Origin of the sequence: Phenylobacterium sp., from assembly GCF_036263695.1 — a bacterium.
Classification (GTDB): Bacteria; Pseudomonadota; Alphaproteobacteria; order Caulobacterales; family Caulobacteraceae; genus Phenylobacterium.
In genome coordinates, this window is the sequence record NZ_DATAGM010000161.1 from 1 (window position 1) to 2,966 (window position 2,966).

5 protein-coding genes are annotated in these 2,966 nt (G+C 69.1%); 2 read left to right on the top strand and 3 right to left on the bottom strand.

Features of this window, described 5'->3' with window-relative positions; genetic code table 11:
* Together VHK87_RS06625 and VHK87_RS06630 are read left to right on the top strand one after the other, a co-directional pair.
* A partial coding sequence (locus VHK87_RS06625; protein ID WP_329634111.1) for a diguanylate cyclase occupies window positions 1-288 on the top strand: 288 nt, incomplete at its 5' end.
* 52 nt (window positions 289-340) lie between these two features.
* Window positions 341-1,141, top strand: a complete 801-nt coding sequence (locus VHK87_RS06630) for an enoyl-CoA hydratase/isomerase (RefSeq protein WP_329634112.1) — start codon at window positions 341-343, stop codon at window positions 1,139-1,141.
* A gap of 43 nt (window positions 1,142-1,184) precedes the next feature.
* Here the strand turns inward: VHK87_RS06630 and VHK87_RS06635 are convergent, their stop codons facing one another.
* The 3 genes from VHK87_RS06635 to VHK87_RS06645 all read right to left on the bottom strand — a co-directional run.
* Window positions 1,185-1,580, bottom strand: a complete 396-nt coding sequence (locus VHK87_RS06635) for an iron-sulfur cluster assembly accessory protein (protein ID WP_329634113.1) — start codon at window positions 1,578-1,580, stop codon at window positions 1,185-1,187.
* A 2-nt stretch (window positions 1,581-1,582) separates the two neighbouring features.
* Window positions 1,583-1,945, bottom strand: coding sequence for an SUF system Fe-S cluster assembly protein (locus VHK87_RS06640; protein WP_329634114.1), 363 nt, complete (start codon window positions 1,943-1,945; stop codon window positions 1,583-1,585).
* Window positions 1,946-1,954: 9 nt separating this feature from the next.
* Window positions 1,955-2,966, bottom strand: a 1,012-nt coding sequence (locus VHK87_RS06645; protein WP_329634115.1) for a cysteine desulfurase, incomplete at its 5' end; no start/stop codon positions are given.

Sequence of the window (2,966 nt, forward strand, 5' to 3'; positions counted from 1 at the left end):
GCCCGCTACGGCGGCGAGGAGTTCGCGGTGATCTTCCGGGGCGAGATCGCCTCCGAGGTCTACGCAGGCCTGCAGGCCATGCGCTCGGAGGTCAACTCGCGGATCCTGAAGCGCCGCTCGACCGGCGAGGACCTGGGCCAGATCACCCTCTCCGCCGGCATGGCCATGCTGCGCCCCGGCGAGACACCGCACGCCCTCGTCGAGCGCGCAGACGGCGCCCTCTACGCCTCCAAGCGCAACGGCCGCAACCGGGTCACCAGCGCCGAGTCGATCGCAAACGCCGCCTAGCCTGACGCCGCGGTACGCGTCCATGATGCCTCCAACGACGAGGAGGACGCGCGTGGATAAGGTCAGGACACATACCGACGGTCAGGTCGGCGTCATCACCATCAACGACCCGGCAACGCTGAATGCGGCCGGCGTGGACGTCATGGCGGACCTGCGGGCCGCGTTCGACGGGTTCGCGCAAGACGGCTCGGGCGTGCGCGCCGTGGTGCTCACCGGCGAAGGCCGGGGCTTCTGCTCGGGGGCCAACTTGACCGCGGGCGGCGGCGCTGCGGGCGGCCTCAGCCAGCCGCGGGGCGAGAACGACGCCGGGGCGGCCCTGGAGACGGTCTACAACCCCTTCGTCACCAGTCTGCGCAACTATCCCCACGCCATCGTCACCGCCGTGAACGGGGCGGCGGCCGGCGTCGGCTGCTCGCTGGCGCTGATGGGCGACCTGATCGTGGCCGCCGAGAGCGCCTACTTCCTGCAGGCCTTCCGCCGCATCGGCCTCGTGCCGGACGGCGGCTCCACCTATATCCTGCCGCGCCACATCGGCCGGGCCCGGGCCATGGAGATGGCGCTGTTGGGCGAGCGTCTGCCCGCCCGGCAGGCGCTGGAGTGGGGACTGATCAACCGCTGCGTCCCGGACGACCAGCTGATGTCCACGGCCCTGGAGCTCGCCCAAGCTCTGGCCAGCGGGCCAAAGTCGATCGGCATGATCCGCCGGCTGATCTGGGACTCCCTCGACAACGACTTCGCCGAACAGCTGCACGCCGAACGCGTCGTCCAGCGGGACGCCGGCCGCACCGAGGACTTCCGCGAAGGCGTCGCCGCCTTCGTCCAGAAGCGCCCCGCCCAGTTCGCGGGGCGGTAGGGGGCAAGGTCTTTCCTCTCCCCTAAATGGGGAGGAAGGAGGATCAGTCCGGCTTCGCCGGCTCGATCGTCACGCTCTCGCCGCAGCCGCAGGCGTCGGTCTCGTTGGGATTCTTGAAGACGAACTTGGAGGCGAGGCGGGTGACTTCGTAGTCGATCACCGTGCCCAGCAGAAACATCACCGCCTTGGGCTCGATGAGGATGGTGACGCCCTTATCCTCCACGACTTCGTCCAGCGCGTCGGCCTGCTCGGCGTATTCGAGGACGTACTCCTGCCCGGCGCAGCCGCCGTTCTTCACGCCCACGCGCAGGCCGATGTAGGGCCGCTCGGCGCTGGCCATGATCTCGCGCACGCGCTCGGCGGCGGCCTCGGTCAGGGTCACGACCTTCGGCCGCGGGCGGCGGGCTCTGGGGGTGAAGGTGGTCTGCAGCTCGGTCATGGTCAGAACATGTTCAGCTGGAGCTTGGCCTCGTCGCTCATCCGCGAGGGGTCCCACGGCGGGTCGAAGACCAGCTCGACGTTGACGTTGCGCACGCCCGGGATGGACTGCACCGCCTCCTGCACCCAGCCGGGCATCTCGCCGGCCACCGGGCAGCCCGGCGCGGTCAGGGTCATGTCGATGGCGACATCCTTGTCGTCCGAGACGTCGACCTTGTAGATCAGGCCGAGCTCGTAGATGTCGACGGGGATCTCGGGGTCGTAAACGGTCTTCAGCTTCTCGATCAGCTGATCGGTCAGCGCGTCCAGCTCAGCCTGGCTGAGCGGCGTCTTGGTCGTCCCATCGATGGCGGTCGCGTCGTCCATGGAGCTCACTTAAGCGAAGAAGGCCTGAGTTCGGGTAAGCGCGTCGACGAAGGCGTCGGCCTCCTCCTCGGTGTTATATAGGGCGAAGGAGGCCCGAGCGCTCGACGTGACGCCGAAACGTCGCATCAGGGGCTCGGCGCAGTGGGTGCCGGCGCGCACGGCGACGCCGTAGCGGTCGAGGATCTGGGCCACGTCGTGGGCGTGGGCGCCGTCGACGGTGAAGGAGAGGATCGCCCCCTTCCCGTCCGCCTCGCCGATGACCCGCAGCCAGTTGGCCCCGTTCAGCGCCTCGCGGACGCGGCGGTAGAGCCTGGCCTCGTGCTTGGCGATCTCGCCCCGGTCGTAGCCGCCCAGCCAGTCGATTGCCGCGCCCAGGCCGATGGCCTCCAGGATCGGCGGGGTGCCCGCCTCGAACCGGTGCGGCGCGTCGGCGTAGGTGATCTCGTCGAAAGTCACCGTTCCGATCATCTCGCCCCCGCCTTGGTAGGGCGGCAGCGCGGCCAGCCGCTCGGCCTTGCCGTAGAGGATGCCGATGCCGGTCGGCCCATAGAGCTTGTGGCCGGAGAAGACGTAGTAGTCGCAGCCGATCTCGCGCACGTCGACGGGCCCGTGGACGATGCCCTGGCAGCCGTCGATCAGCACCTGTGCGCCGGCCTCCTGCGCCAGCCTCGTCAGCTCGCGCACCGGGTTCTTGGTCCCCAGCACGTTGGACATGTGGGTGAAGGCGACCACCTTCGTTCGCTCCGTCAGCAGGGCCTGGAAGCCCTCCACGTCCAGCGAGCCGTCATCGTTCACCGGGGCGAACTTCAGCACCGCGCCCCAGTGCTCCCGAAGGAAATGCCAGGGGACGATGTTGGCGTGGTGCTCCATCTGCGTGAGCAGGATCTCGTCGCCAGGCTTCAGCGTACGCGCCAGGCCCGCGGCGACCAGGTTGATCGCCTCGGTGCCGCCCTTGGTGAACACCACCTCGCCAATGTCGCAGCCGATGAAGGCCGCCACCTTGCGGCGGGAAGCCTCGTAG

Excerpts from the sequence above, each read along its gene's own strand:
- VHK87_RS06635 (WP_329634113.1), bottom strand. The coding sequence starts at position 1,580 with ATGACCGAGCTGCAGACCACCTTCACCCCCAGAGCCCGCCGCCCGCGG.
- VHK87_RS06640 (WP_329634114.1), bottom strand. The coding sequence starts at position 1,945 with ATGGACGACGCGACCGCCATCGATGGGACGACCAAGACGCCGCTCAGC.